The sequence below is a fragment of the Pseudotenacibaculum sp. MALMAid0570 genome, assembly GCF_040151415.1.
Lineage (GTDB): Bacteria > Bacteroidota > Bacteroidia > Flavobacteriales > Flavobacteriaceae > Polaribacter.
The window spans coordinates 304,045-324,860 of record NZ_JBDKWF010000046.1 but is presented as its reverse complement, the minus strand read 5'-3'; the positions used below and the strand labels follow the sequence as shown (position 1 = coordinate 324,860).

At 31.7% G+C, this 20,816-nt stretch carries 26 protein-coding genes; 12 read left to right on the top strand and 14 right to left on the bottom strand.

What is annotated here, in order from left to right; genetic code table 11:
• Positions 1–14: 14 nt before the first annotated feature.
• The 5 genes from truB to mce all read right to left on the bottom strand — a co-directional run bounded on the left by truB (position 15) and on the right by mce (position 3,094).
• Positions 15–707: a tRNA pseudouridine(55) synthase TruB gene (gene truB / locus AAON49_RS06185; RefSeq protein WP_349553421.1), complete on the bottom strand. Its 693-nt coding sequence runs from the start codon at positions 705–707 to the stop codon at positions 15–17.
• Positions 707–1,498: an undecaprenyl-diphosphate phosphatase gene (locus AAON49_RS06180; protein ID WP_349553420.1), complete on the bottom strand. Its 792-nt coding sequence runs from the start codon at positions 1,496–1,498 to the stop codon at positions 707–709. The genes truB and AAON49_RS06180 overlap by 1 nt, the downstream gene beginning before the upstream one ends.
• 2 nt (positions 1,499–1,500) lie before the next feature.
• Positions 1,501–1,746 (bottom strand): DUF3098 domain-containing protein, encoded by a 246-nt coding sequence (locus AAON49_RS06175; protein ID WP_349553418.1) that lies wholly within the window; start codon positions 1,744–1,746, stop codon positions 1,501–1,503.
• A 4-nt stretch (positions 1,747–1,750) separates the two neighbouring features.
• On the bottom strand, positions 1,751–2,629 hold the full coding sequence (locus AAON49_RS06170) for a cell division protein FtsX (RefSeq protein ID WP_349553416.1): 879 nt from the start codon (positions 2,627–2,629) through the stop codon (positions 1,751–1,753).
• Positions 2,630–2,692: 63 nt separating this feature from the next.
• A complete protein-coding gene (mce, locus tag AAON49_RS06165) occupies positions 2,693–3,094 on the bottom strand; it encodes a methylmalonyl-CoA epimerase (RefSeq protein ID WP_349553414.1) in 402 nt (133 codons plus the stop codon).
• 182 nt (positions 3,095–3,276) lie between these two features.
• On the opposite strand from mce, the gene AAON49_RS06160 reads away from it, so the two are divergent.
• The 5 genes from AAON49_RS06160 (at position 3,277) to AAON49_RS06140 (ending at position 7,699) form a co-directional block, all read left to right on the top strand.
• A complete protein-coding gene (locus AAON49_RS06160; protein WP_349553413.1) occupies positions 3,277–3,924 on the top strand; it encodes a hypothetical protein in 648 nt (215 codons plus the stop codon).
• 613 nt (positions 3,925–4,537) lie between these two features.
• Entirely contained in the window at positions 4,538–5,323 is a 786-nt protein-coding gene (locus tag AAON49_RS06155; RefSeq protein ID WP_349553411.1) for a sensor histidine kinase, read from the top strand.
• Positions 5,320–5,961 (top strand): response regulator transcription factor, encoded by a 642-nt coding sequence (locus AAON49_RS06150; protein WP_349553410.1) that lies wholly within the window; start codon positions 5,320–5,322, stop codon positions 5,959–5,961. The genes AAON49_RS06155 and AAON49_RS06150 overlap by 4 nt, the downstream gene beginning before the upstream one ends.
• A 19-nt stretch (positions 5,962–5,980) precedes the next feature.
• Positions 5,981–6,376, top strand: a complete 396-nt coding sequence (gene rbfA / locus AAON49_RS06145) for a 30S ribosome-binding factor RbfA (RefSeq protein WP_349553408.1) — start codon at positions 5,981–5,983, stop codon at positions 6,374–6,376.
• 198 nt (positions 6,377–6,574) lie between these two features.
• Positions 6,575–7,699, top strand: a complete 1,125-nt coding sequence (locus tag AAON49_RS06140; protein ID WP_349553407.1) for an ABC transporter permease — start codon at positions 6,575–6,577, stop codon at positions 7,697–7,699.
• Here the strand turns inward: AAON49_RS06140 and dusB are convergent.
• Positions 7,677–8,678 (bottom strand): tRNA dihydrouridine synthase DusB, encoded by a 1,002-nt coding sequence (gene dusB, locus AAON49_RS06135; RefSeq protein ID WP_349553405.1) that lies wholly within the window; start codon positions 8,676–8,678, stop codon positions 7,677–7,679. The genes AAON49_RS06140 and dusB overlap by 23 nt on opposite strands.
• A gap of 83 nt (positions 8,679–8,761) precedes the next feature.
• Between dusB and AAON49_RS06130 the strand changes: the two genes are divergently transcribed.
• Entirely contained in the window at positions 8,762–9,322 is a 561-nt protein-coding gene (locus tag AAON49_RS06130) for a Crp/Fnr family transcriptional regulator (RefSeq protein WP_349553403.1), read from the top strand.
• Between the two features lie 52 nt (positions 9,323–9,374).
• Here the strand turns inward: AAON49_RS06130 and AAON49_RS06125 are convergent, their stop codons facing one another.
• The 6 genes from AAON49_RS06125 to AAON49_RS06100 form a co-directional block, all read right to left on the bottom strand.
• Positions 9,375–10,244, bottom strand: coding sequence for a DUF5777 family beta-barrel protein (locus AAON49_RS06125; RefSeq protein ID WP_349553401.1), 870 nt, complete (start codon positions 10,242–10,244; stop codon positions 9,375–9,377).
• 8 nt (positions 10,245–10,252) lie between these two features.
• On the bottom strand, positions 10,253–10,642 hold the full coding sequence (locus AAON49_RS06120) for a hypothetical protein (protein WP_349553399.1): 390 nt from the start codon (positions 10,640–10,642) through the stop codon (positions 10,253–10,255).
• The gene (locus AAON49_RS06115) at positions 10,620–11,165 is read right to left on the bottom strand and encodes a YceI family protein (RefSeq protein WP_349553397.1); all 546 of its coding nucleotides are present in this window, start codon (positions 11,163–11,165) and stop codon (positions 10,620–10,622) included. The genes AAON49_RS06120 and AAON49_RS06115 overlap by 23 nt, the downstream gene beginning before the upstream one ends.
• Positions 11,166–11,170: 5 nt before the next feature.
• Positions 11,171–11,527: a hypothetical protein gene (locus tag AAON49_RS06110; protein ID WP_349553395.1), complete on the bottom strand. Its 357-nt coding sequence runs from the start codon at positions 11,525–11,527 to the stop codon at positions 11,171–11,173.
• A gap of 196 nt (positions 11,528–11,723) precedes the next feature.
• Positions 11,724–12,875, bottom strand: a complete 1,152-nt coding sequence (locus AAON49_RS06105; RefSeq protein WP_349553394.1) for a hypothetical protein — start codon at positions 12,873–12,875, stop codon at positions 11,724–11,726.
• Positions 12,872–13,258: a hypothetical protein gene (locus AAON49_RS06100; RefSeq protein ID WP_349553392.1), complete on the bottom strand. Its 387-nt coding sequence runs from the start codon at positions 13,256–13,258 to the stop codon at positions 12,872–12,874. The genes AAON49_RS06105 and AAON49_RS06100 overlap by 4 nt, the downstream gene beginning before the upstream one ends.
• A 131-nt stretch (positions 13,259–13,389) precedes the next feature.
• Between AAON49_RS06100 and AAON49_RS06095 the strand changes: the two genes are divergently transcribed.
• From AAON49_RS06095 to AAON49_RS06080, 4 genes are read left to right on the top strand one after another with little or no spacing between them, the layout of a single operon-like run.
• The gene (locus AAON49_RS06095; protein ID WP_349553390.1) at positions 13,390–13,653 is read left to right on the top strand and encodes a hypothetical protein; all 264 of its coding nucleotides are present in this window, start codon (positions 13,390–13,392) and stop codon (positions 13,651–13,653) included.
• On the top strand, positions 13,653–13,907 hold the full coding sequence (locus tag AAON49_RS06090; protein WP_349553388.1) for a hypothetical protein: 255 nt from the start codon (positions 13,653–13,655) through the stop codon (positions 13,905–13,907). Before AAON49_RS06095 ends, AAON49_RS06090 begins: the two co-directional genes overlap by 1 nt.
• Before the next feature lie 43 nt (positions 13,908–13,950).
• Positions 13,951–14,904 (top strand): sterol desaturase family protein, encoded by a 954-nt coding sequence (locus AAON49_RS06085; RefSeq protein WP_349553387.1) that lies wholly within the window; start codon positions 13,951–13,953, stop codon positions 14,902–14,904.
• 5 nt (positions 14,905–14,909) lie between these two features.
• Entirely contained in the window at positions 14,910–15,626 is a 717-nt protein-coding gene (locus AAON49_RS06080) for a VOC family protein (RefSeq protein ID WP_349553385.1), read from the top strand.
• 6 nt (positions 15,627–15,632) lie between these two features.
• On the opposite strand, the gene AAON49_RS06075 is transcribed toward AAON49_RS06080, so the two are convergent.
• Positions 15,633–16,856, bottom strand: coding sequence for a M28 family peptidase (locus AAON49_RS06075; protein ID WP_349553383.1), 1,224 nt, complete (start codon positions 16,854–16,856; stop codon positions 15,633–15,635).
• 175 nt (positions 16,857–17,031) lie between these two features.
• On the opposite strand from AAON49_RS06075, the gene AAON49_RS06070 reads away from it, so the two are divergent.
• Together AAON49_RS06070 and lepA are read left to right on the top strand one after the other, a co-directional pair.
• A complete protein-coding gene (locus AAON49_RS06070) occupies positions 17,032–18,135 on the top strand; it encodes a TolB family protein (RefSeq protein WP_349553382.1) in 1,104 nt (367 codons plus the stop codon).
• Between the two features lie 84 nt (positions 18,136–18,219).
• Positions 18,220–20,016, top strand: coding sequence for a translation elongation factor 4 (gene lepA, locus AAON49_RS06065; protein ID WP_349553380.1), 1,797 nt, complete (start codon positions 18,220–18,222; stop codon positions 20,014–20,016).
• A gap of 32 nt (positions 20,017–20,048) precedes the next feature.
• Here lepA and AAON49_RS06060 read toward each other — a convergent pair whose 3' ends face one another.
• Entirely contained in the window at positions 20,049–20,813 is a 765-nt protein-coding gene (locus tag AAON49_RS06060; protein ID WP_349553378.1) for a LytR/AlgR family response regulator transcription factor, read from the bottom strand.
• Positions 20,814–20,816: the final 3 nt, after the last annotated feature.

Below are 20,816 nucleotides of genomic sequence, written 5' to 3'. Positions count from 1 at the left end.
CTATAAGACAAAAACTATTCCATTTCTAATTTTTGAGTAAACTCTTCGATAGAATTTGCATCTTCAACCCTAAAATTACCAATTCTAGTTCTTCTTAAAACAGATAAATGTGCACCAGAATTTAAAGTCGTTCCATAGTCATTTGCCAAGGATCTGATATAAGTTCCTTTACTGCAAACAACTCTAAAGTTTACATTAGGCAATTCTACTTTTGTGATTTCAAACTCAGAAATGGTAACTTTTCTGGATTTAATTTCTGTTGTTTGACCTTTTCTTGCCAATTCGTATAAGCGTTTCCCATCTTTTTTAATTGCAGAAAAAATAGGTGGTTTTTGATCTATTTCACCAATAAATTTTTTTGTAGACTCATATAAAAGATTTTCATCAATGTGATCTGTTGGAAAAGTTTGATCGACTTCTGTTTCCAAATCAAAACTAGGAGTGGTTGCGCCAATAGTAAAAGTTCCAGTGTATTCTTTTACCTGTCCCTGATATGTAGAAATGTTTTTAGTTTCCTTCCCAACACAAAGAATCAGTAACCCTGTTGCTAATGGATCTAATGTTCCTGCATGACCCACTTTGATTTTTTTCAATCCGAACTTCTTTTTAATATGCCACCTTATTTTATTAACGGCTTGAAAGGAAGTCCATTCCAAAGGTTTGTCTATTAGTAATACTTTTCCTTCAGTAAATTCTTCAACGTTCATTACAATAAAGAATAAATAATAGCAATTAAACCAACAATTGCACAGTATATAGAGAAGTAAATAAGTTTACTTCTTTTCACTAAGGCAATCATCCACTTACAGGCAACAATTCCAGAAATAAATGCAGCAAAAAAGCCAACGGTTAAAGGAAGAGCTTCTGAGGAAGCAAAATTAAGATCCCCTCCAGAAATATCTTTAATCATCTTTCCAACAATAAGAGGTACAACCATTAAAAAAGAAAAACGAGCAGCTTTTGCTCTATCAACTCCCAACAAAACAGAAGTAGATATTGTAGCTCCAGATCTAGAAATCCCAGGAAGAACGGCTATGGCTTGAGAAATACCAATAATTAGAGAGTTTAAAAAAGAAACATTTTTTGTTGTGTCTTTTGCTTTATCAGCTAATAAAAGAAGTAGTGCAGTAATAAAAAGCATAAACCCAACTAATAAGATTTGGCCTCCGAATAGAGTAGCAAGTTCTTCTTCAAAATACAAACCGATAAAAACAGTTGGAATCATTGAAACAATAATCTTTAAAGAAAACTGAGTTTCTTCATTCCATTTGAATTGGAACAACCCTTTAAATATTTGAAAAACCTCTTTTCTAAAAACAACAATTGTACTTAAAGCGGTAGCAAAATGCAATACGATGGTAAAAGCTAGACTTTCTTTAGGAATAGAGTTACTTCCTAAAATAGTTTTAGCTAATTCTAAATGACCGCTAGAAGAAACAGGTAAGAATTCTGTGAGTCCTTGAATGATTCCAAGAACTGTTGCTTCAATTGAATTCATTCTTATTTTTTAGGATTCAACATGATGGCGTAAATCTCAATCCCTAATCCAATAATAATTAATGTTGGAGCCAATCGAATTCGTTGAAAGTTGTAGATGTCCTTATTAAAAATAGCAGGATCATCACTTCCGCCACCAGCCATTAAGATAAATCCAATAGCAATAAATGCTAAGCCAATAAACATGAAAAGGTAATTTCTTTTTCCAAAAAGAAATTGAGGTTTGGAATTTTTATCTTCTGTACTCATATCGTTAATAGTATAATTCGTCTGTTTGTAAGTTTAGAAAACGTTGTGTTGCAAAAAAAGTACTTAACCAAGTAATTATAAAAGCAACAGCAACAACACCTAAACCTAAATATGTTAAAGTTAGATAATCAGTTAATAATTGTAAAGAGGAAATCTTCTGATCTATAAAATAGATGGCAACAGCTAATCCTCCTAAAGCTAATAACGCACCTAACATTCCTAATCGTATGCCATCCCAAATAAAAGGCCTTCTAATAAAGCTTTTTGTGGCTCCAACCATTTGCATGGTTTTTATATTAAATCTTTTTGAATAGATTGATAATCTAATAGAGCTATTAATTAGCAAAATTGCGATTAACCCAAAGAAAGCACAAGCGATAAGCAACCAAAAACTTATTTTCCGAATATTTTTTGTCAAAGAGTTTACAAGAATATCATCGTATGAAACTTCAAAAACAAAAGCATTTTTCTGAAATCTATCCGAGATCTCTTTTACTTTTTCTGGAGCAACAAAATCAGCCTTCAAATAAATGTCAATACTATTTTTAAGCGGATTAGTTCCTAGGTAGCTTACAAAATCTTCACCTAAATCCTTGCTGTAAAATTTAGCAGCTTCCTCTTTAGAAATAAAAACAATTTGACGTGTAAAATCTTCTTTTAGCAAAGATTCTCTTAGATTTTCAATCTGTTCTTTTGAAACATCATCTTTCAAATAAAGCGTCACAGCAACTTCCTCTTTCAACTGATTTGCTAAACTACCCGATTTCAAAAGAATCAATCCTAAAACACCTGCCATAAATAACACCAATGCAATGCTAATTACTACAGAGAAGTAAGACGATCTTAAACGCCTTTTTTGATAAGAATCAAATTTAGATGACATACATGAAAATTAGATAGCTGCCCGCAAGATACAAAAATTAAGAGGCAACACTTTTGTTAAAAATTACTCAATTTCTTGACATAATTCTATTAAGACGCCATTGGTAGATTTTGGATGTAAAAAAGCAACAAGTTTATTGTCTGCTCCTTTCTTTGGTGTTTCATTCAACACAATAAATCCTTCTTTTTTTAAACGATCAATTTCAGAAACTATGTCTGAAACAGCAAAAGCAATATGGTGAATTCCCTCTCCTTTTTTAGTGATAAATTTAGCAATAGGGCTATCAGGGTTCGTGGCTTCTAAAAGCTCTATCTTATTAGGACCAGATTCAAAAAATGAAGTTCTCACACCTTCACTTTCTACTTCTTCTATTTTATAATGAGGTTTGCCAAAAAGAGCAGCAAACAATTTATTGGAATCATCAAGGCTTTTAACAGCAATTCCGATGTGTTCAATTTTCTCCATGGTTCAAAGATACATCTATAAATTAAAGGAAAAAGGACTTAGTGAAAAGCATCAACTATGTACAGGAAAATCACCTATTCAATTTGGGTTTTTCCTCCAAAATGGATGACTCATAGAGAATATTGTTATAAATAAGAATGAAAACGGTAATTTCGGAGTGATAACTTTAAAAACCGAACACAATGAAATCAATCGTCAAACTTATGTATGTTTCAGCTTTTTTTGCTTTATTTCTTACCGTAGGTTGTAAGAAGGAAGATAATAACAAGCATGAAAATCATGAAAATCATGAAAAGAAAGGGAAATACTGTTATAAATATCAAGGTAGACCCGACATTGCCTTAACGTATAATGAATTGGTGAGTATGTTAAATCAATATGATCAAACAAAAAAAGGAGCACTTCAAGCAGCTCATGGTAAAGAAGATACAAGAGTAAACTTTTTCAAAATAGAAGATTTAAAAGCGTATTTGGCGTATGTAGAAAAACTATCTAAAGAGAAAAAGATTAAATTAACAGGAATCAATATTATTTCTGCAGCGTATCCAGATAATCATCACGATTCAATTAAGAGAAATTACCAAACTTTAATTCTAATGCCAACAACAGAAATAGATGGAAGAGAAAATGTTTCTTTTGACCCATTAAACTCAGAGAAAGGAACTCCAAAAACTTTGGCTGAAATGTTAATGCAATATGGTTATATGTGGTCATATGATGGACAAATGAAAATGGGGAATTCAAATGAAATGAGAATGGGGAAACAAAGCGGTGGAGGAGAAGGATTAAGCTCTGGAGCAAATAGAGCGGGCATTAGCCCTCCTTTATAAAATATATTTAGCCTATGGAACTGACTGAAATTTTATACTATGTAGCTATCTTATTTCAAATAATTACATTATTTGTTATAACATTTAGATACAAGTATTACAAATCACGATTTAGCTTTTATTTCCTTTGTTTTATATACGTAACTGTACTAGTTGAATTAATAGGATTGTATTATTTAAAAGTTATTGAAGAATATAGTTTTGAAGTCTATAATATTTATACGTTCTTAGAATTCAATCTAGTCACGTTAATGTATTTGAGTCTAATAAAAGAAAGAAAGACAATACATTTAATTAAGTTTTTAAACGTGATATTCAATGTGATTTATATTGTTAGTTTCATCTATAAACCTTTACAGAGTTATACAATTACAATATTATCTTTAGTAGTAAGTGTTTTCTTTATTGCTTATCTAAGAGAACTTTTAACTTCAGACAAGATATTAAACTATAAAAGGCATTTACCTTTTTGGATCACAGCGGGATTTATAATTTTTTATCTCTCTTCGGTGCCATTTCAATTTATTAGAGAGAGTTTAACTAATAGAAATTTATTTTCTGTTCAAATGATTATTATTTATATCATGCATAGTTGTTTTATATTCGGACTTTTATGGAGCAAGGAAGAGACATAATTTTAAATGGCGAAATATTAAGAGATGAGGTTATAATTGTATCTACAGTTGTTATTGTATTGATTAACATTTTTGTTGTAGTCTTGTTTTCTGTTTTTCAAGGAAGAAAAAATAAACTTTTAGAACAACAGAAAGAGGCAAAAAAGAAATTTGAAAGTGAAATTGCTGAGACTCAAATAGAAATTAGAGAAGAAACCTTACGAAATATCAGTTGGGAGTTACATGATAATATCGGCCAATCGTTAACGTTGGCTAAAATTCAGTTACAGAACAGTTCAGGAGAAAATATAGAAGAGGTTTCAGAAATTATTACCAAAAGTTTAAATGAACTCAGGGCTTTGTCTAAGTTGATTAATCCTGAGTTCATTAAAAACATCCAACTAAAAGATGCTATTCAATTAGAAATAGATCGTTTTAATCGATTAAATTTTATAGAAGCGAGCTTAAAAGTTTGTGGAAATGAAAGAAAAATTAATGAGAAGACAAGTATTATTATTTTTAGAGTACTACAAGAATTCTTCTCAAATACAATTAAACATTCTAAGGCAACTGCATTAAAAGTTGAATTGAATTACAAAGAAGATGAGCTAGAAATTATAGCAAAAGACAATGGTATTGGTTTTAATAAAGAAGAAACCAAAGAAGCTGGATTAGGACTGAAAAACATAGAGAATAGAGCAAACCTAATTGGAGCAAAAGTAAAATTGAAGTCGGTTCCTAATGAAGGAACTCAACTAAGTATAAATTATTATCATAAAGAATGAAATATTCAGTAGTCATAGTGGATGATCATACACTACTCTCGCAGGCAATTGGAGCTATGGTAGATACCTTTGATAAATTCAAAGTTCTCTATACATGTAAAAATGGAAAAGAATTGATCGAGAAATTTTCCGAAATCCCAGCCAATGTTCCTAATGTGGTTTTAATGGATATTAATATGCCCATTATGAATGGAATTGAAACTACCGAGTGGATTAATAAAAACCACCCAACGGTTAATGTTATGGCATTATCAGTAGAAGATGCCGATACTACAATTTTAAAAATGTTAAAAGCAGGAGCGATAGGGTATTTATTAAAAGATACCGAAAAAAGAGTGCTAGAACACGCTTTGATAGAAGTAGTAGAGAACGGATTCTTTCACACCAAGAATGTTACCAATCTTTTGTTGCAATCTATTTCTGGTAAGAGCAAAAGAAATATAGAGTTTAAAGAAAACGAGATAACGTTTATGAAATTGGCTTGTACAGAACTTACTTATAAAGAAATAGCCGATAGAATGTGTTTAAGTCCTAAAACTATAGATGGTTATAGAGATGTATTGTTTACAAAACTGAATGTAAAGAATAGAGTAGGATTGGTTATGTATGCAATAAAAAATAAAATATATACTCCATAAATTTGCGTAAATTTGCAGCATGGAAGAAACCAACAGACAGCGCAAAATAGCAAGTGTTTTACAGAAAGATTTAGTAGATGTTTTACAAAAAGCAGCTCAAGATGGAATGCAAGGAGTTATTATCTCTGTTTCTAAAGTTTCTGTCACACCTGATCTTGGTGTTGCAAAAGTTTACTTAAGCATATTCCCCTCTGAAAAAAGAGACGAAATTGTTGAAGGAGTTAAATCTAACGCTCCTTTAATTCGACATGAGCTGGCAAAAAGAACAAGAAATCAGTTGCGTAGAATGCCTGAGCTTTTATTTTTCGGAGATGATTCTCTAGACTACATTGAAGAGATTGATAAATCCTTAAAAGGAGAAGACGAAAACCCTATTCAAAATCCCGATTTACTTCCAAAAAGACAAAAGAGATAGAGTTTGCACTCTAGATTTATTTCATTAGGTTTTGTTTTTATTTCAATTTTTAACTTTGAAACTTTCTGCGAAGTATAATACATTGGTATATTTACTCTTTTAATAATTGTTATTCATATCTGATTGAGTTTTCCTTTCTACATAGCTAAAAGATACCTCTTTTCAAAAAGCGGTAACAATGCTATTAATATAATTACAATGATTGCTTCATTGGGAGTTATTGTAGGAACCGCTGCGCTCTTTATTATTCTGTCTGGTTTTTCAGGATTGAGAACATTTAGTACTTCATTGTTAAATATTTCTGACCCAGATGTCAAAGTATCAGTTTCAAAAGGGAAGAACTTTTTATATAACAACAAACTAAAAGAAACTCTTGCTACTAATAAAGATATTGCAGAATATACAAGAGTCATTGAAGAACGTGTTTTTTTAAGAAATGATGATAAACAACAAATTGCATATATAAAAGGAGTAGATTATAACTATGTAAATGTTGTAAAATTAGATTCAGCCATTCAAGTCGGCACATGGTTAGATCCAAACTATACCAATACAAGTGTTTTAGGTAATGGATTGGCGTTCAAACTATCATTAAGTGTTTTAAGTTTTACAGAATCTTTAGAAATAGTAGTTCCTAAAACTGGCACAGGATTATTAAACCCAAACAGTTCTAGAAATATAAGAACGCAAGTAGTTGGAATCTATTCAGGAACTGAAGAGTTTGAAAACAAATATGTTTTTGTAAATAATATGCAAGCACAACATCTTTTGAATTATAAAGAGAACCAATACACCGCAATTGAAATTAAATTGAAAGAAGATGTTGATGCTGATGATTTTTCTGAGGAACTTCAAAAGCAATTAGGAAGTAAGTTTAAGGTGCAAACCAAAGCGCAACTCAATGAGCTTTTTTATAAAGTAATTAATACAGAAAACTTTGTTTCTTATTTGATTTTTACGTTGATCATGATTATTGCAATGTTTAATGTAGTTGGAGCAATTATTATGATGATTATTGATAAAAAGAAGAATTTAAAAACGATTCTAAATCTAGGCGCTACACTAAAAGAAGTCAAAAGAATTTTTGTCTTACAAGGATTTCTGTTAACACTTGTTGGAATGACAATTGGGCTTTCGTTAGCGTTACTTCTTGTAGTAATTCAACAACAGTTTGAGTTCTTTATGATTACAGCAAATATTGCTTATCCTGTTGAACTTAGATGGTCTAATCTCTTAATTGTAATGTCAACAATTTCTGTGTTAGGTTTTCTAGCTGCAAAAGTTGCTAGCAGCAGAATTTCTAACCAATTTTTGGAATCATAACATTCCCAAATTTTTCCTCAACCTCATTAAAAGTAGCAAAAACGTCTTTTGGATCATCTGAAGTTACCATTTTAAGACGATACTCTTTAAAATGAGGAATCCCTTTAAAATAGTTTGTATAATGTCTTCTTGTTTCTACAACACCTAAATGTTCTCCTTTCCAATCAATAGACATTTGTAAATGACGGCGAGCCATTTCTGCACGTTCAGCTATGGTAGGTTTTGCCAAATGCTCTCCAGTTTTAAAGTAATGTTTTACTTCATTAAAAAACCAAGGATAACCAATACAAGCTCTTCCAATCATAGCACCATCTAATCCATAAATGTCACGCATCTCTTTTGCTCTTTCAGGAGTAGTAACATCTCCATTTCCAAAAACTGGAATGTGCATTCTTGGATTGTTTTTTACCTCAGCAATAGGTTTCCAATCTGCATTTCCTTTATACATTTGAGCACGTGTTCTTCCATGAATAGAAATTGCTTTACAACCCACATCCTGCAATCGTTCTGCAACTTCTACAATTCGAATCGAATCATGATCCCAGCCCAAACGAGTCTTTACTGTAATAGGAAGTTTGGTGTGCTTTACCATGGCTTCAGTTAATTTCACCATAAGATCGATATCTTTTAAAATACCTGCACCTGCACCTTTAGAAACAACTTTCTTTACGGGACAACCAAAATTGATATCAATTATATCCGGATTTGTTTTTTCTACAATCTCTACAGATTGCAACATAGAATCTAAATTGGCTCCAAATATTTGGATTCCAACAGGACGCTCTTTTTCATAGATGTCCAATTTCATAACACTTTTAGCAGCATCACGAATTAACCCTTCAGAAGAGATAAACTCGGTATAGACAACGTCAGCTCCGTTCTCTTTGCACAATGCACGAAAAGGAGGATCGCTTACATCTTCCATTGGAGCAAGCAACAATGGAAAATCTGGTAATTCTATGTTGTCTATTTTTACCATACTTAGATTTTGTGCAAAAGTAACAATAAACTGTCAATTTTGTATTTAGTGATGTATTAGTTATTTTGTTTACTTTGCATGCCATGGATGAATTTCTTGTATTTATTCGAAATTATATAGAGCTTTCTTCTGAAGCAGAAGCTTCAATTCGTTCTACAGCAAAAGAAGTGACTAAAAAGAAAGGAGATTTACTTGCTGAAGAAGGTAAAACATCAAAATATATGTATTTTTTAGCTAAAGGAGTAGCAAGAACATATTTGTATTTGAATGGAAAGGATATAACTCATTGGATATCACTAGAAAATTCTTTAATTACTTCTTGGTTTAGTTACGTTCAAGAAAAACCTGGTTCTGAATATATTGAGTTAACAGAAGATTCTGAGCTGGTTAGACTCTCCAAGGAAGAATGGGAAATTCTATATCAGAAGCATCCAGAACTGGAAAGGTTTTCTAGAATTATTTTAGAACAAGAAATGTCGATAATTGATGAGTTTTATAAAGGGTACTATTTCTTAACTGCGAAACAGAAATATGAATTATTAATATCTGCACTTCCACAAATTGTTCAAAGAGCGAATTTAGGCCACATTGCATCTATGCTAGGAATTACTCAGGAGACTTTGAGTAGAATTAGAGGAAAATAAAAAAAGCCTCTATCAACAGAGACTCTTTTTATATCTGGGGTATAATTTAAATTTAAAATACTCTCACAATATTAAACCCAAAGAAAACATGCCCGTCACCCCAATTACCTTCAGCATTGCTTAAGAATCCAGGTTCATTTGTAGATTGAGCATTAGAAAAAAGTAACTGAAAAACGTGCCCTCCAGTTTCAATATCTACACCAATAGTTATTGGATCGCTATAAACCGAGTTGCTATCACGATTAAAATTGTAAGCATAATCCATATTAATACTCATTCGCTTACTTACTTTTAAACGACCACCAAGCCCCATAGCAAATTGATTGTGATTACTTGCTCCTGTTAAATTAAGATTCTGTAAGTTTTGACGAATGTAAGAAGGGGCAATCAAGAATGAAAATTTATCGGAAAATCTTCTTGAAACTAGCAATTGAGTTGCATAGCTCATTCTGTCTCCAGATTTTAAAGCAGGAAATTGGTTTTTATCTAATTGAGTATCCATATTGGCTGTAGCATAAGCAACTAAATTGAAAGGCATTTTATCTGATTGTCTAGCCAAACGAGTTTTTATAGAATATGAATAAGTTTGTCTAAGAGATTCTCTAGCAATACTTAATTGAACTCCTTCCCAGAACCCATAAACCAGCTGAATTTTTGTGTTGGCATTGTCAAATCCAAAGAAAGTTTCAAACCCATCTTGAAGTGTTCCAAATCTGTGAGAAACATACAAATAAAAGTCTCCTTTATCGGCAACCTTTGTCGATTGTAAATTACCTATTTTCATTGCTTTAAAAGCAGGTAATTCGAATTTTGTCCCTGGTTTAGTCTCTTTGTCTAACTCATCTAAAAGATCATCTTGTGCTTGTATTGAAAAAGCAAAGAGAAAGAATGCAGCGAAAAATAAAATATACTTTTTAGTCATGGTTTGGTTTATTGTTGAATAATACATTGGTCTAATTTTAATTCTTCTAAAAGGTCGTCATAACCAATAACACGTCCCTTTATTTTTATTTCTTGGTTGTTTTGAAAAGATTTAACGTCAGCAGTATCTCTAAATTGACAATAGATTTGATTACTTAATGTGACTCCATTAGCGTCACTATTTGTGATACTTCCTGTAAGCACAACAACTTTATCTTGCCATACAGAAAAGTCTTCTTTTACTTTTGATAAAAGTGCATCTGAGGTTCCAGTAAAATCTACTTTTTTAGTTTCAATTTTTGCAGGCGGTCTCATAGAATACTGATATACAACAACTACAGAAATAGCTACGAAAATCAATAGTCCTAGAATAATTTTACTTTTTTTCGACAAGTTCATAGTTCAAAGTTATATTAATTTTGTCTGCAATTTTCTTACTAACAATACTAGGAATCTTTATGTTAAAATCCTTAGGCAGAACAGTAAAATTAGAAGATAAAAGTATTTTTTCACCCTCTTTTTTAATTGTTGCTTTTGTATTGACTTCTTTTTTAACCCCTCTAATTGTTAGAGTTCCAGATAAGTCGTATTCTTTTTCTTGGGAAAGTTGATCAAAGTTAAAATCTTTTATTTTTCCTCTAAAAACAGCTTTAGGAAACTTATCAGAATCCATGTAGTTCTCATTAAAATGCTCTTGCATTAAGGCCACTCGAAACTTAAAAGCATTGATAAAAAGCTGTGCTGCAATATCTCCTGTTTGGGTTTTTAAGATTGCTGTTGTGCTATTGTTTTTTGCTTCAACAGGCTCAAATGCTTCAACAGATGCTTTAAACTCAGTAAACCCAGTTCTGGTAAAATATGTTTGACATAAAGCAACTTGACAAGCTGCCATGCAAATGATGGTTAGGATAAACTTTTTCATATCTATTAGTTTTCTAAAAACCCATCGTCTCTCCATTTGTCTATAATTGCTCTAGTTGCAGCTGGTAAAACACCACTTGGAGGCATAGGGTTTGTTGCGTTATTCATTCTTGGAATTAAGTTACCGTTCTCTGCAGCACTCCTTACTTGCAAATACGTAACTAAACTTAAACCTGCATTTGGATTTACAGCTCCATGACAAGTAGTACAGTTATTATCTATAATGGTTTTTACATTATCCACATAAGTTATGGTTTCATTTATTGGATCTGGATCTTCTTCTAAAGGAATCTCAGCGGTTGTACATGAACTTATAAATAAGCCTATGGTGAACAACAAAATAGTGAAATGATATTTTTTCATTAGTAGTCTTTTTGAATGATTTATTTAAATTTTTTAAAACAATTCAGTTGTTGCTGAAAGTATTTATCACAAACTAACCACATATTCTAAATTTAGAACGATAAATAGTTAGTAAAACGGAAAAATAAACCTTAAAATGGAACACTGTTTTAATAGAGTTTCATTATAAATTATTGAATAACAGTAAATTTAAGGATTAATTTTGAACATTGATATCTGTTACTGTCTCCGATTTATTTTCTTCAACTCCAATAGAAATAGTTTTGCTAATACTAGTAATATCTCCTTGACTTGGAGTTATATCTCCGTTTTTATCAGCTACAATTGTAAGATAGTAATTCCCAGGATGTAAATAAGAATAAAAGAATTGGTTTTCTCCATTAGATAATACTGGAAAGTGTAAAATACTCTCATAAGCATCAGGATCTATAGTAAATAATCCATTATTATCTGTTAAAGGTTTCTTAGATAGATACGCCAATAAAACATCATTAGTGATTTGCGAGTTTCGTGTAATGTTTACAGTTAAAGAACCTAAATGAGGATGATCTGTAATGGTAAAAGGATCTCCTGAAATTGGAGCCAGATCATACACAGTTGCATTAGCATCGCCCTGCGATAAAAAAGTTGCTGAACGAGCATTTTCATTTCCAGGAGCTATATAAAGATTTCCTTCTTGAAAACCTTCTGAAAAATCCCAAGCACTAATATTTTGAGGAAAACCTGTTGCTATTGCTGCATTTTGAGACAATTCTAAATCCCTCTTTTTTGCCTTAAAAGTCATATGCCTAGTTGGAATTGGATTAATTCCTAATCGACTGGTGTATGCATTGAAATAGAGACTATCATTTTTGAATCGTAGCTCAAAGAACATAACTCCTTTTCCTCCTTTAGCATCTACAAAACGGAAATACTTTTCATTGGAAGAGATATTACTAAGACTATCCATAACAAAATAACTAGAACGGTAGATTCCATTTAAGAGACCTCCGTTTCTTGCCATAATAGTTCTAGTATCTTTAAAATCTGTAACAAAAAATGAGGTTAATAGATTTCCGTGAGTTCCATTTTCATGAATTCCGTGTATATGAGAAGGTGAAATAGCTCTGTAATCAAAAGCAAACCAGGGATAATCATCTGCGATGACTAAATTTCTTCCTGTCCAATGTCCTTGCATTTTGTCTAAAAAATCAAATCCATCTTCATAAATGTTTATTGGATTAACTTCAGTAATTGGGTTGGTTGGATTTGTAGTGTTATTACCTCCAGTAATATCTCTAATTCCGTCTTCACAACTTATTATAGCAAAGGCTATTAAAATGATGCTTACATATATTCTATTTCTCATGGTTTTTTCTTCTTTTTAATCCAAAATTCTTTTAAAGGTTTATTTCTTATGTAGGTGGTTACTTCTAAAGTGTCTTCATTTTTTTGTTTGATGGTTAATTTGTTTTTGGTAATAGTAGCACCAGAAATAGCATCAATATAAATACTGTCTTTGCGCTTTATTTTATGTAGAAATATGTCTTTTTCTGTATTCGTTTCTTTATAAACATAAGTGTCGTCGTTGTAATATTTTATTTTTCCAACAACATTACCATTATATTCTTCTATAGAATAAATAGCTCTGTAATGAGGGCTCTTTACGGTCCAAATACCAACAAGTTCTTTAGGGTTTTTTGAACAAGACAGGAATAAGAGTATCAATAAAAAAATGAAGTTTCTTTTCATATAAAATAATGATGCAACAAAAGTGAAAGAATTATAGATAAGGTTTTTTGACCTATATCAAAATCGAGATCAAGAAGTACTTTTACATTAGATTTTTAAAAAAAGGATATCTTTAATGACAAACAACATACATGAAGAAAGTATCAAAATGGAGAACGGTTGTAGCATTAGCTCTTATGTATACTGCAATCTTTATGAGTTGGGAATGGATTTGGGGAATTCTATTTCTCTATTGGGTAATTCCCGATATTTTTTCTGGAGTTACATACTTTATAGAGCCTATTTTTAAAAGAGAGAATCCCACACTTTACTGGGTTATTATTATTACTTGGATTGTTTTGGCATTTTACTCTCTATCTGTGTTATTAATAGATTATAATTCATATTATTTTTAATGAAAAAGTGGAAAACAATATTGTCTCTTATCTTCATGGCTTTAGCCATTTTGTTTGAATGGAACTGGTTCTGGGCTGTTTTTATATTACTAGGACTTATACATGTTATACGAAGTGGGAAGATTCATTTTGTAGAATCTGTAGATAAAAAAGAAACTCCAAAACTCTTTTGGACTATGGTGTTTATTTGGTCATTCTTAGCATTGTACTCTATGTTAAGTTATTTGGATATTTTGACTTATGTCAAAAATTAAATCACAATAAAAAAAGACTTTTGTATCATAAAATCTTTAGAAGATGAGTAGAATACGATTATTAATTTATAGCATTGTTATTATAGTTGCTGTGGTTGGTTTTCCACATTTAGCTAACGCCAATTTTGATTTGGAAATTCCAAATCCAGAATGGGTTGAGTACCTGTTCTATATATTCAATGATTTGAGTTTGGTATACATTGTCATTCCATTCTTTATCATAGAATTAATTAGATACTTTGTTCTGAAGAGAATGAATAAAGATTTGGTTTTAGATTCTATAGCCAATATTATTACCTTTTTCTTTTTTATTGGGATAGAATATATTTTAGGGATTCTCTTGGTTATAAAATTATATGCGTATGCATCATATTATGCTATTTTGCCTGAGCTTCCTATTAATTGGATTACAATTATTAGTTGTATTGTTTTAGCAGATTTCCTTTATTATTGGGAACATAGATTAATGCATAGAATTGGAGTAGGTTGGGCTACACATACTGTGCATCATAGTTCACCACACTTTAATATGTCGGTAGCCTATAGATTTGGTCCTTTAGATTCTGTATTTCCATTGTTTTTTTCTGTACCAGCAGTATTATTAGGATTTAATCCTTTTTTGTTATTAGCAAGTGAAATTTTCGTACAAGTTTTCCAAACATTATTACATACAGAGATAATTGGAAAGTTTCCTAAACCTTTTGAATACATTTTTAACACCCCATCTCATCATAGAGTTCATCATGGATCCAATAGACAATATTGGGATAAGAATTATGGAGGAATATTGATTCTGTGGGATAGAATCTTGGGAACATTTGAACCAGAAGTAGAGAAGGTTGTTTATGGGGTTTCGGAACCTCTAAATAGTGTAAATCCATTGAAAGTGTTTTTACATGGATTATCTAGATTAGCTAGAAAAATAGGAAAAGTGAAAGGAGTTAAAAATAAAATCTTGGTGCTAATAAAGCCGCCAGATTGGATGCCTAAAGGTTAGTAAAAATGATACAGAATAAATTTATTTGGGCAGATTTATCTAGTTACAGCCCGAACAAAACAAAGCGTTTTTATGAAGAGGTATTTAACTGGAAATACTACGATAATAATTACTACTTAACTGCTTATAAAGGAAACCAAGAAGTTGTAGGATTGTATCAGACACCAGAAATGTTTCAGAAAATGAAAATGCCTTCTTTTTGGATGTCATATATACAGGTTGAAAGTGTTGTAGAAACTGTGAATAAAGCAAAAGAGTTAGGAGGAGTTATTGAGTTAATCGATTTAAAGAATCCTATTGGAGGTGTTGCTTTGATAAGGGATAATTTAGGTGCAGGATTTACTATATATGAAGGGAATTCTTTGAATTCAAGAACCAAATCAGAACCAAATACATTAATTTATAATGAGCTACAGGTTTCTAATATTGAAAAAGCAGTAGAGTTCTATCAAAAATTATTCAGTTGGAAGGTTGAATGGAATTCTAAGTTCTCTGTAACTATTTACTGCAATAAAACTAACGAAGAAATTGCTAGTATTCGTCAATTAGATGATTCTATAAGAGGAAAGTATGAATACTGGGTATGTACTTTTGGAGTTGAAAACTTGGATAAAACAATTAACAAGATTAAAAAGAACCAAGGAATTATAGTTTTTAATGAAGATGATAAGATTATGTGCTCTGATGGATCTGAAGCCTTTTTTTATATTCAGGAAATCTAGTCTCTATTAAAACTGAATCTGAGCTTTTACCTTTTTACCATTTCTATCAACAACAACTTTTGCTTTATCTCCTTTGTCAAAAACAGATAAAGCTCTCATATAACTCATCATGTCAGTTACAAGACTGTCTCCTAACTGAATAACAACATCACCTTTCTTTAGACCTGCTTTGATGGCTGGTTTCCCTTCAGAAACACCGTCAATTCGCATGCCTTTTCCATCATACAAATAATCAGGAACTACACCTAAACCAACTTTAAATCTTGGAGTACTTTCGCTTTCGTTTTTAGTTTTTCTAAAGGCTAATTTCCCATTGTCGTTCAAATCAGAAATTACATCAAAAATGTAGGCAGAAATTCTATCCATGCCTTCATAATTTAGTTTTTCTGAATCGTCTCCAGGTTTATGGTAATCAGAATGTTGTCCAGTAAAGAAATGTAATACAGGAATATCAGCTAAATAGAAACTCGTATGATCACTAGGCCCTACTCCAGATTCATTTTCAATGAGTTTAAACTTATTATTATGAGCATTTAATACTTGTTTGAACATTGGCGAAGTTCCAGTTCCATAGACAGCTAACGTACTATCTTTTTTCAATCTCCCCACCATATCCATATTTATCATATAGCTTACAGCTTTGGTGTTAATTGTAGGATTCTTCACAAAATAATTAGAGCCTAACAAGCCCATTTCTTCACCCGAAAAAGCCATAAATAAATAATTATTATTGGTGTTTTTGCCTTTTAATTTTCTAGCAAGATCAAGCATCACAGCAGTTCCACTAGCGTTGTCATCTGCACCATTATGAATAGCTTTTATAGAATCTCTAAATAAAGAACCTTCTCCGCCATATCCTAAGTGGTCAAAATGAGCGCCAATAATTACAGTGTTTTCAGCATTGTTGTTAATATATCCAATGACGTTTCTTCCTGTAATGGTACCATCTTGATTTTTAGTGAACTCAACTTCTGAATGCGGGTCGGTTTTAGGAAGAAAAGAAAATTCTTGATAAAAATCTTCAGTTCCTTTTGGAGTTAACCCCATTTCTTTCATTCTTTCGGCAATATAAGTCGCCGCTTTTTTCTCCCCATCAGTTCCTGTTTGTCTTCCCTCAAGTTGATCATCAGCTAAGAAAGCAACATCTTCTTTTATTTTATTGTTGAGTTCAACATCTTGATTACAAGAGATAAATATTGATAAAAACAGTAGGATTATGATGTTTCTCATGAGATTAACTATTATTTTTGCTCAAAAGTACATGATTTTTTTAATTCTAAAATTTGTAAAACATATGAATAAAACAAAATCATGCATTAAAGAATTGATTCATGAAGTAAAGTGTGTTTTTGTATTATTTTTCAAACAAAAATTTACTTTTACTGAATAAAAATAACGAATTCACATGAAGTTTAGAGTACTGTTTTTATTTGTTTTAGCACTATCTGTTATGTCTTGTAAAACAAAAAAAGATGATAAGACAGATGCAAAATCTGGAGAGACAAGAAAGTGGGATGGCACATTAATCTATCCTAAAGAGACCCATTTCAAATCCATAAAACAAATCACATTTGGCGGAGATAATGCAGAAGCTTATTGGAGTTTTGATGATAAACAAATCATTTTTCAATCCAATAACAAAAAGTGGGGAGTAGAATGTGATCAAATGTTTATTATGAATGCAGATGAAACATTTAAAGATAAAAAACCGCCAATGGTTAGTACTGGTTTAGGAAGAACTACCTGTTCTTATTTCTTGCCAAATGGGAATATTATTTATTCATCAACTCATGAAGGCGGTCACAAATGTCCTGACGCTCCTCTAAGGAAAAACGGAAAATATATTTGGCCAATTTATAATACGTATGATATTTATGTAGCCAACCCACAAGGAGAAGTGATTCAAAAATTAACCAATGAAAAAGGGTATGATGCAGAACCAACAGTATCTCCAAAAGGCGATAAAATAGTGTTTACTTCAACAAGAAGTGGAGACATAGAATTGTATACCATGAATATTGATGGAACAGATGTAAAGCAAATTACCAATCAGTTGGGATACGACGGAGGTGCTTTCTTTTCGCCAGATGGGACAAAAATTATTTTCCGCTCTTCTAGACCTAAAACGGATGCAGAAATTAAAGAATATAAAGATTTATTAAAGGAAGGACTGGTGCAACCTACAGAAATGGAATTGTATATCTGTAATGCAGATGGATCAGATTTAAAGCAATTAACACATTTAGGAAATGCAAATTGGAGTCCGTTTTTTCATCCATCAGGAAAGAAAATATTGTTCTCATCTAATTTTGAAAATGACGGAGGATGGCCCTTTGATTTATACATGATAGATATTGATGGAAAGAATTTAGAAAAGATAACTCATGGAGGTTCCTTTAATGCATTTCCGGTTTTTTCTAACGATGGGAAGAAATTAATCTTTTCTTCGAACCGAAATAATGGTGGAGGTCATGACACCAATTTATTTATTGCCGAATGGCAGGATTAAGAATGAAAAATTGAAATTAGGCAACTTGCTTGCTGAAGCCTTTAATTAGCTTATATTTGCAGACTCTTAAAAGCAATTTAACAAATGAAGAATATTAGAAACTTTTGCATCATCGCACACATCGATCATGGTAAAAGTACATTGGCAGATAGATTGTTAGATTATACTGGTGCTGTTACGGAACGTGAGAAGCAGGACCAACTATTAGATAATATGGATTTAGAGCGTGAGCGTGGAATTACCATCAAATCGCATGCAATCCAAATGGAATATAAGCATGAAGGAGAAGAATATATTCTAAATTTAATTGATACTCCTGGTCACGTAGATTTTTCTTACGAAGTTTCTCGTTCTATCGCAGCTTGTGAAGGAGCATTACTTATTGTAGATGCTGCACAAAGCATTCAGGCGCAAACCATTTCAAACTTATATTTAGCTTTAGAGAATGATCTGGAAATTATTCCAGTATTAAATAAAGTAGATTTGCCTTCAGCAAATCCAGAAGAAGTAACCGATGATATTGTTGATCTTCTTGGATGTGATGCAGAAGAAGTAATTCCAGCTAGTGGAAAAACAGGATTTGGAGTTGATAAAATTCTAGAAGCAATAATAGAAAGAGTTCCTGCTCCAGAAGGAAAACCAGATGCTCCTTTAAAAGCCTTAATATTTGATTCTGTCTACAATTCTTATAGAGGAATTGAAACTTATTTTAGAGTGATTGATGGAGAGATCAAAAAAGGTCAGCGAATTAAATTTATGGCTACCGATAAGGAATATTTTGCTGATGAGGTTGGAACGTTAAAATTAAATCAGGTTGTAAAACAATCTATCAAAACAGGAGATGTTGGTTACTTGATTACAGGAATTAAAACAGCAAAAGAAGTTAAAGTAGGAGATACCATCACAGATGCTAAAACTCCAACTACAGAGAGTATTGATGGTTTTGAAGATGTAAAACCGATGGTATTTGCTGGAATTTATCCTGTAGATACCGAAGATTATGAAGAACTGAGAAACTCAATGGAAAAGTTGCAATTAAACGACGCTTCCTTAGTGTTTCAACCTGAAAGTTCAGCTGCTTTAGGATTTGGTTTCCGTTGTGGATTCTTAGGAATGTTACATATGGAGATCATTCAAGAACGTTTAGAACGTGAATTTAACATGACGGTTATTACAACAGTTCCTAACGTATCTTATCATGCAAATACAAAGAAAAATCCTGAAGAAATTATCATTGTAAACAATCCTTCAGACTTGCCAGATCCTTCAAAACTGGAAAGCGTTGAAGAACCTTTTATCAAAGCATCTATTATTACTAAGGCCGATTTTGTAGGACAAGTAATGAGTTTGTGTATAGAAAAAAGAGGTCAGATTGTAAATCAAACATATTTAACTCCCCAAAGGGTTGAATTAATTTTTGACATGCCTTTGGCTGAGATTGTATTTGATTTTTATGATCGATTGAAAACAGTTTCTAAAGGATATGCATCGTTTGATTATCATCCAATTGGAATGAAAAAATCGAAATTGGTTCGTGTTGATATGTTGTTAAACGGTCAACCTGTAGATGCTCTTTCTGCATTATTACATGCCGATAATGCGTATACAATTGGAAAACGAATTTGTGAAAAATTAAAAGAGCTTATTCCAAGACAACAATTTGATATTCCTATTCAGGCTGCTATTGGAGCAAAAATCATTGCCAGAGAAACTGTAAAAGCATTACGAAAAGATGTAACGGCAAAATGTTATGGTGGAGATATTTCTCGTAAACGTAAGCTACTTGAAAAGCAGAAAAAAGGTAAGAAAAGAATGCGTCAAGTTGGAAATGTTGAGATTCCACAACAGGCATTTATGGCGGTCTTAAAGTTAAATGACTAGTCTTTTAGAGATTTTTAAAGTACTACAGTAAATTACTGTTCCAGCCATTTCCTAAAATCTGAAGTTGTAGAAGAGCTTGTCATTACTTTTTCTTTAGTGCCTTTCATTGTAATTAGCAATCGATTCTTAAAATGACTTTCAATATTTTCGATAAAATCGATTTGAACAATTTCACTTCGGTTAATTTTAAAGAACTTTGCAGGGTTCAATTTTTGATGAATAGACCCAAGGTTTTGAGAAATTGGATGTCTTTTCCCATGTTGATCTGTTGCCATGCAAAAATCTCCAGAGGCAGAAATTATACTAATGTCTGAGACATTTAGTAACTGAATTCCTTTGGTTTTCTTAATGACAAATCTCTTTTTGAAATTAGAATTTTCTTCTTGCAAGGCAGACTTCAGTTCAGAAATAGTATTTGAGTTTAAAGAATCGTATTCCCCTTTTTGAAATAAAGATTCGTATTTCTGTAATGCTTTGGCGAAATCAGATTCAGAGTAAGGTTTTAAGATATAAGCAATACCATTCGTATTAAATGCTTGAAACAAATATTCGTCATGAGCAGAACAAAATATGATAGGACAGTTGGGATTTGAAATATTAAAAAGATCAAAAGAAAGCCCATCCAACAACTGAATATCAGACAAGATAAAATCGTACGAATTACCTTTTAAAAACTCTTTTCCATCGGCAATAGATCTAGACCAATGATGAGAATAGGAATTTTCGAAATACTCGTTCAAGTAAGAAACAAGTTTTTGATATGCTGGTATTTCATCTTCTAGTATGAGAACTTTCATGAG

What these genes read in the sequence shown, in the direction of transcription:
- truB (WP_349553421.1), bottom strand. Translation starts at nt 707, where the DNA reads ATGAACGTTGAAGAATTTACTGAAGGAAAAGTATTACTAATAGACAAA.
- AAON49_RS06180 (WP_349553420.1), bottom strand. Translation starts at nt 1,498, where the DNA reads ATGAATTCAATTGAAGCAACAGTTCTTGGAATCATTCAAGGACTCACA.
- AAON49_RS06175 (WP_349553418.1), bottom strand. Translation starts at nt 1,746, where the DNA reads ATGAGTACAGAAGATAAAAATTCCAAACCTCAATTTCTTTTTGGAAAA.
- AAON49_RS06170 (WP_349553416.1), bottom strand. Translation starts at nt 2,629, where the DNA reads ATGTCATCTAAATTTGATTCTTATCAAAAAAGGCGTTTAAGATCGTCT.
- mce (WP_349553414.1), bottom strand. Translation starts at nt 3,094, where the DNA reads ATGGAGAAAATTGAACACATCGGAATTGCTGTTAAAAGCCTTGATGAT.
- AAON49_RS06160 (WP_349553413.1), top strand. Translation starts at nt 3,277, where the DNA reads ATGAAATCAATCGTCAAACTTATGTATGTTTCAGCTTTTTTTGCTTTA.
- AAON49_RS06155 (WP_349553411.1), top strand. Translation starts at nt 4,538, where the DNA reads ATGGAGCAAGGAAGAGACATAATTTTAAATGGCGAAATATTAAGAGAT.
- AAON49_RS06150 (WP_349553410.1), top strand. Translation starts at nt 5,320, where the DNA reads ATGAAATATTCAGTAGTCATAGTGGATGATCATACACTACTCTCGCAG.
- rbfA (WP_349553408.1), top strand. Translation starts at nt 5,981, where the DNA reads ATGGAAGAAACCAACAGACAGCGCAAAATAGCAAGTGTTTTACAGAAA.
- AAON49_RS06140 (WP_349553407.1), top strand. Translation starts at nt 6,575, where the DNA reads ATGATTGCTTCATTGGGAGTTATTGTAGGAACCGCTGCGCTCTTTATT.
- dusB (WP_349553405.1), bottom strand. Translation starts at nt 8,678, where the DNA reads ATGGTAAAAATAGACAACATAGAATTACCAGATTTTCCATTGTTGCTT.
- AAON49_RS06130 (WP_349553403.1), top strand. Translation starts at nt 8,762, where the DNA reads ATGGATGAATTTCTTGTATTTATTCGAAATTATATAGAGCTTTCTTCT.
- AAON49_RS06125 (WP_349553401.1), bottom strand. Translation starts at nt 10,244, where the DNA reads ATGACTAAAAAGTATATTTTATTTTTCGCTGCATTCTTTCTCTTTGCT.
- AAON49_RS06120 (WP_349553399.1), bottom strand. Translation starts at nt 10,642, where the DNA reads ATGAACTTGTCGAAAAAAAGTAAAATTATTCTAGGACTATTGATTTTC.
- AAON49_RS06115 (WP_349553397.1), bottom strand. Translation starts at nt 11,165, where the DNA reads ATGAAAAAGTTTATCCTAACCATCATTTGCATGGCAGCTTGTCAAGTT.
- AAON49_RS06110 (WP_349553395.1), bottom strand. Translation starts at nt 11,527, where the DNA reads ATGAAAAAATATCATTTCACTATTTTGTTGTTCACCATAGGCTTATTT.
- AAON49_RS06105 (WP_349553394.1), bottom strand. Translation starts at nt 12,875, where the DNA reads ATGAGAAATAGAATATATGTAAGCATCATTTTAATAGCCTTTGCTATA.
- AAON49_RS06100 (WP_349553392.1), bottom strand. Translation starts at nt 13,258, where the DNA reads ATGAAAAGAAACTTCATTTTTTTATTGATACTCTTATTCCTGTCTTGT.
- AAON49_RS06095 (WP_349553390.1), top strand. Translation starts at nt 13,390, where the DNA reads ATGAAGAAAGTATCAAAATGGAGAACGGTTGTAGCATTAGCTCTTATG.
- AAON49_RS06090 (WP_349553388.1), top strand. Translation starts at nt 13,653, where the DNA reads ATGAAAAAGTGGAAAACAATATTGTCTCTTATCTTCATGGCTTTAGCC.
- AAON49_RS06085 (WP_349553387.1), top strand. Translation starts at nt 13,951, where the DNA reads ATGAGTAGAATACGATTATTAATTTATAGCATTGTTATTATAGTTGCT.
- AAON49_RS06080 (WP_349553385.1), top strand. Translation starts at nt 14,910, where the DNA reads ATGATACAGAATAAATTTATTTGGGCAGATTTATCTAGTTACAGCCCG.
- AAON49_RS06075 (WP_349553383.1), bottom strand. Translation starts at nt 16,856, where the DNA reads ATGAGAAACATCATAATCCTACTGTTTTTATCAATATTTATCTCTTGT.
- AAON49_RS06070 (WP_349553382.1), top strand. Translation starts at nt 17,032, where the DNA reads ATGAAGTTTAGAGTACTGTTTTTATTTGTTTTAGCACTATCTGTTATG.
- lepA (WP_349553380.1), top strand. Translation starts at nt 18,220, where the DNA reads ATGAAGAATATTAGAAACTTTTGCATCATCGCACACATCGATCATGGT.
- AAON49_RS06060 (WP_349553378.1), bottom strand. Translation starts at nt 20,813, where the DNA reads ATGAAAGTTCTCATACTAGAAGATGAAATACCAGCATATCAAAAACTT.